The following is a 5,048-nucleotide window of genomic DNA, read 5'->3' on the forward strand; positions in this document are numbered from 1 at the left end:
GTTCGCCAGTTCCACCGTGGAGGCGAATTTGGCGTCGAGGTCGGGACCGTTGCGGAAGAACGTGCGCAGGGTCTCCACCCAAGCCCACATGTAGGCGTCGTAGTCGACACCCGCCGCGCGCATCACCTCATCGGGGACCGCGGCCAGCATGGTCAGCCGCTGCTGTTCACGGCTGACTACGGCCAGCCACACCGCCGTCAGCCAATATCCGGCTCGATTGTGCTGACCCGGTGCGGTGGTCGGAATGCGCAGCTTGCGGCCAACGGTGCACTCGATCGACTCGGTCGACGTGTCGACCACCGCGAACAGTGCCGATGCGGCTTGCATGGCGGTGACGAAGTCATCCCAACCGCGCACGTCTTCGCCGCTCGGAGCCGACACCGTCCGCAACGCGGCGAGCATCAAGGCCCTGTCCAGCACGCTGGTCAGGGCCAGTGGCGTCTGTTCCGCCTGGGAGATGAACTCCGGCAGCCTCGCGGAGAAGCGCGCGATCCTCCGCTCGGCCATCGCGTGGTCCACCTTGTGGCGCGGCACTGCCATCACGGCTGCTGCCCACCTGTTTCCGGGTAGAGGACACTGGGCTCTTGATCAAAACCACGGTACGTGTGGGTGGTCGACTTCGGATTTTGGGTAACCCGTGGTCGGACCACGTACTCCACCCACTAGTTGTTCAACGCAGCGCGGAGGTCATCCGCCGAGGACTCCTCGGGCTCATCACCGCTGCGTTCCACAGCCCCTAGTAGGGCTTTGTTAGGTCGGCGTGTCGTGGGGCGTCGGGTGGTGCGAGTAGTTTCATGCTCCAGTGACCCCGGATGAGCTCTTGGTCGTGCGGCACCACCTGGAGGCGTTCGCTCTCGCCGGGCGTGGCCCGGCAGTACTCCAGAACCTTGGGCAAGGTCGCGAACTGTCAGATCGGGCGAGCGTGCACGCGGTCACCGACACGGCGTCGTGTCCGCTGGACTGGCGGCTGTTCCTGCCCGAGTCGTGGGACACCGCCAAGGCCGGACCGGCGGCGGTGAAGGCGGCGAGAACCGAGCAGTGCAAGACCTTGAAGAACGCTCTGCGGGCTGCCGTGCTGGCCGCGCCCGCCGATGTCGACGCCGAGGCGGTGTGCGCGGCGGCGACGGAAGCTGCCCCTGGTGGTGGAGATCGTGCAACGCCCGCAGGTGCGGTACTTCGCGGTGCTGTCCAGAAGGTGGGTGGTCGAACGCACTCCGGCCTGGATCACCGGCCACCGCCGCTGCGTCCGGGACTACGAACGACTACGCCACCACGAGGCCATGGTCCGCTGGGCGATGATCCGCATCACCAGCTGCCGACTCACCCGACCCCAGTAGCTCGGAAACAGCTACTTACAGACTGCGGGTAACACCCGATCCGCGGTCCTCCAGGAGCGTGCCCGCATCGTCCCAGCGTTGCAGGCGGAGCAGTTCGCCGTACTTGTTGAACAGATTATATTCGGCGAGTTGGCCATTGGGATGCCACCGTCGCCACTCACCCACCGCCGCGCCTCGCTCGCACTGACCTTTGAGTTGCTTTGCGCCGTTGGCGTACCACTCTTGCTGAGGACCGTGTTCGATACCGTATGCGTAGGTGGTGATCGCAACCGTGCTGCCCTCTTCGTCGGTATCCACCAGTTCGCCGGTAAATGGTCTTCCGTGGTGCAGGACGCGCGAGGTTGAATCCATGGTCGTTTCGTCGCTGCTGACTCGCATCGCCTACGTCGCCTTCGCGCTCGGGTGCTCAGCTACGTGGACGGATCAATACATCGTGGGGAAAGCTCATGCGTTTTCGATGCGTGTGGTGCCGTTGAGCAGTCCTGTGGGGAGGTAGTCGGAGGTCACGGTGATCTGTGTGCCGGTGTCGTGTGCCATGGCGGCCAGTGCGAGGGGGCCCAGGGCGATGTAGCCCAGGGGTGATTCCTCGCGTTCGTCGTCGGCTGACCAGTAGGTCTTGTGCTGTCGTAGTGCTTCGGCGAGGGCGTCGTTGAACTGCTGTTCGTTGCCTTCTTGGAGCAGGTGGTGGAACAGGGTCATGATCGGGAACGAGATGTGTGTGGTGTAGTCGCGGATGCCTTCGGGGAGTTGGGCGGGGTCGCTGTTGCGCAGGGCGGCGTTGAGTGCCGCTTCGACGCCTGGCTCGCGGTGGAGGAACAGTTGGAACATCCGCACCATGTCGTGGAGGTACTCGGGTGCGGTGCCCGCGCCCAGCGCTTCGGCTGGAACGTCTGCGAGGTGTTGCAGTGCGCCGCCGTCCCTGGCCGTGATGGCCAGCCAGAGGGTGGTCAGCCAGTTCTGCGGTGACGCGTAGGACACCGGGCCGGTCGCGGTGAGCAGGTACTCCTGCTCACCGATCCGGCAGGTCAGGTCCGAGCCCTTCTCGGCGGAGGCGACGGTGAAGATCGCCGTGCCCACGTCGAGCGCGAACACCAGACCGAGCCAGCTCTCCCTGGCCTCCGCTCGCGGGTCGACCACCGCCTGATGGCCGACCCGGTCCACTGCCGACATGAAGAGGAGGTTCAGTCGGCCCGTGTAGCCCCCGACCATTTCGACGCCCCTGCGGACGTCGTCATCGAGCCTGTCCAATGCCTCAACGGCGTCTTCGGCGTAGGTGGTGTGGCGGCTTACTTCGAGCATGATGGCTGTGCGACCTTTCCTAGACCTTCGCTGACTGCTGCCAGTCCATGATGAATTCGTCCGACACGTACCCGTTGTACTGCTCGTTCGCGCCTGAGCCGGTGGTCTTCGCGGTCACGAGGTGGTACTCGACCAAGCCATGGCGACGCAGGTGCTCCAGTCGGTCGGCCTGCTGTTGGTCTGCTGCCAGTTCCTGCGGAGACTTCGGCTCGGTATCGGGGGCGGCACCTCGCTGAGGGCTGCGCAGTTCTTCGACCTTGTGCTGGTAGAACTTGTCGTAGCCCACTTTGGCCTTGTAATCCTGGAACTCCGCGTCCGTCATCCGCTTGACGCGGTCGTCACCAGTTTCTCGCAGGTGGCGGTCGATCTCCGCTTCGCTGATGCCGAAGTTCTCGCGCACGTGCGCAGCGAGCGCCTGAGGCCTGCGAGCCTCGTCCAGTTGCCTCGCCATCTCGCGCTCCTGCTCCAGCTTCGTCTTGTGGTCCGCGATGGCCTGATCGATCTGATCCGGCGTTTTGCCCTCCGCTGCTAGATCCTTTCGCATGTTCGCCTCGCCCGCGCGGGAAAGCTTGGCGTTGAGCATGTCGTGAATTTTCTTTTCGAAGTAGTCGGGGTGGCCTTGCTCCACCCAATTGCCGTCGAGTGACCACGCGGCATCGCGGGTGGCGTACGGGCCCTTGCACTCCAGGATGACGAAGCGGCCGTCGTCGAGGCGGTGCACCATGTCGAACCGGTTCCCGCCGCCCAGACCAGGGTCCACTCGCGTGGCACCGGGGTAGTGGTCGTCCATGAACTGCTCGCCACCGCGTTCGCCGAGCTGCTCGCCGAGCTGGGATGCCCGGTGCTGCGCCTCCTTGTACTCGGGCGTTCCGTCAGGCGCTTGCCTGGCCTCCTCGATCGCCTGCCTGCGCCGGTCGATCAAGTCCTGGTTCTGCTGCACCAAGGCAGGGTCGACTTGGCCGCGGTGATCCCTCAGCGGACCGTGGAATTCGGCGGGCAACGCGGGTGGGCGGTCATCCTTGAACTTCACGTCGAGCTCGCTGAAGTCGACTGCGCGGATGTTATGACCGTCGGGTGGTCGCCAACCCGGCGGCACGTCGACCGACTTGACCGACTTGCCGTCGATGTCCACGGACTTGGAGGGGTTGATGACGAGTTCCCACCTGTCGCCGGTCTTCCGCAGGTGGAAGTGCTTCCGCATGTAGTCGTTGTCCCTGAGCTTCTGCTCGGGTGTCAGACCGGACTTCTCGCCCACCTCCCGACGCCAGGAGTCGTCGCCCTTCCCACGGTCGCGGGCGTCGGAGGGGTCGAGGTCGGACTTGTCCTTGTCGTGGGTGCCGGGGACGAAGCCGTCTTCGCCCGCCTTGGTGCGGGTGCCGTCGGGGCGGTGGGTCTCCCACTCGCCGTTGGGCGGGATCTTGGGCCTGCGGGTGCCGTCGGGGCCGATTTCGGCGTCGCTGGTGTAGACGCGGCCGTTGCTGTCGGTCCAGGCGGGTTTGGTGGGGGCCAGTACGTCGGCGTTGGTGTGGCGGGACAGGCGGTTGGCGAAGTCGTTGCTGCCCGCGTCGCAGCCGATCAGGCGAATGGGAGTCCTGCCGTCCCAGCCGTTGCGGCGCAGCAGGTCGCCGTACTCCTCGGGGCTGTAGGTGTGGTTGCCGATGCGTGCGCGGCCGTCGGGGGTGATGTGGACGTCGGCGGTGAAGTAGCGCGGGTCGTGCGGGACGCGTTGGGGCAGGTCGCCCATGTCGCCATCGCCCCGGTGGTGCGAGATGCCCGCCGGGGTGGTCTCGCCGTGCCGCGCGTGCGCCTCGTCGATGCTCGGGCGATCCGCGTCGTGGTGCGGGGTGTCCGAGTGCGGGGTGTCCGAGTGCGGGGTCGGGTCGCTGTCGGGGTCGCGTCGGGGTGTGGGTGCGTCGGCGTCCCGGTGCGCGGGTGGGGCGGCGTCCGGTTCGTTGCGGTGTGGTGGGCCGGCGTCCGGGGCGCGTCGCGGCGCGGGAGGACCGTCCGGGGTGTGCCGTGGTGGCGGCGCGTCGTAGGGGTCGCGGTACTGCTGGGGCACGCCGTCGGGACGGCGTGGCGGCGGTGTGGTGTTCGGATCGCGGTGCGGCACGCCCGGCGCGCCACCGCGGTCGTGCGGCGTCGGGCCGTGGGGGTGCGGCCGGGGCGGTGGGACCGAGGGGCCGTCGGCACCGCGTGGGCGGGGCGGGGGTGCGGGGTTGTTCGGACGCGGGCCTGGGCCCTGCGGTCCGCGCTGGTTCGGCGGGCCGGCGTGGGACGGACCCGCTTGTGGAGGGGTGGTGTGGGCGGGGCCGGTGTGAGGTGGGCCCATGCGGGTCGGTCCGGTGCCGGGCGGACCAGCGTGCGGAGGTCCGGCGTGTGGAGGTCCGGCGTGCGAAGGTCCCGCATGGGGTG

5 protein-coding genes and 1 pseudogene are annotated in these 5,048 nt (G+C 67.3%); 2 read left to right on the forward strand and 4 right to left on the reverse strand.

Annotated elements, in window-relative coordinates:
* On the reverse strand, positions 1–540 hold a 540-nt coding region (locus IEZ00_RS11895; RefSeq protein WP_189223228.1), incomplete at its 3' end, for an immunity 49 family protein.
* Positions 541–851: 311 nt separating this feature from the next.
* Between IEZ00_RS11895 and IEZ00_RS36485 the strand changes: the two are divergent.
* Positions 852–988 (forward strand): annotated as a pseudogene (locus tag IEZ00_RS36485) (transposase); the annotation flags it as partial.
* Between the two features lie 151 nt (positions 989–1,139).
* The gene (locus IEZ00_RS38085) at positions 1,140–1,337 is read left to right on the forward strand and encodes a transposase (RefSeq protein WP_189223229.1); all 198 of its coding nucleotides are present in this window, start codon (positions 1,140–1,142) and stop codon (positions 1,335–1,337) included.
* Between the two features lie 15 nt (positions 1,338–1,352).
* Here IEZ00_RS38085 and IEZ00_RS11905 read toward each other — a convergent pair whose 3' ends face one another.
* The 3 genes from IEZ00_RS11905 to IEZ00_RS11915 form a co-directional block, all read right to left on the reverse strand.
* Positions 1,353–1,715, reverse strand: coding sequence for a toxin-antitoxin system YwqK family antitoxin (locus tag IEZ00_RS11905; RefSeq protein WP_189223230.1), 363 nt, complete (start codon positions 1,713–1,715; stop codon positions 1,353–1,355).
* Between the two features lie 66 nt (positions 1,716–1,781).
* A complete protein-coding gene (locus IEZ00_RS11910; RefSeq protein WP_189223231.1) occupies positions 1,782–2,636 on the reverse strand; it encodes an immunity 49 family protein in 855 nt (284 codons plus the stop codon).
* A 19-nt stretch (positions 2,637–2,655) separates the two neighbouring features.
* Positions 2,656–4,746, reverse strand: coding sequence for a DUF8616 domain-containing protein (locus IEZ00_RS11915; RefSeq protein WP_189223232.1), 2,091 nt, complete (start codon positions 4,744–4,746; stop codon positions 2,656–2,658).
* Positions 4,747–5,048 lie beyond the last annotated feature (302 nt).

This window comes from Saccharothrix coeruleofusca (genome assembly GCF_014648515.1).
Taxonomy (GTDB): Bacteria; Actinomycetota; Actinomycetes; order Mycobacteriales; family Pseudonocardiaceae; genus Actinosynnema; species Actinosynnema coeruleofuscum.

Excerpts from the sequence above, each read along its gene's own strand:
- IEZ00_RS11905 (WP_189223230.1), bottom strand. The coding sequence starts at position 1,715 with ATGCGAGTCAGCAGCGACGAAACGACCATGGATTCAACCTCGCGCGTC.
- IEZ00_RS11910 (WP_189223231.1), bottom strand. The coding sequence starts at position 2,636 with ATGCTCGAAGTAAGCCGCCACACCACCTACGCCGAAGACGCCGTTGAG.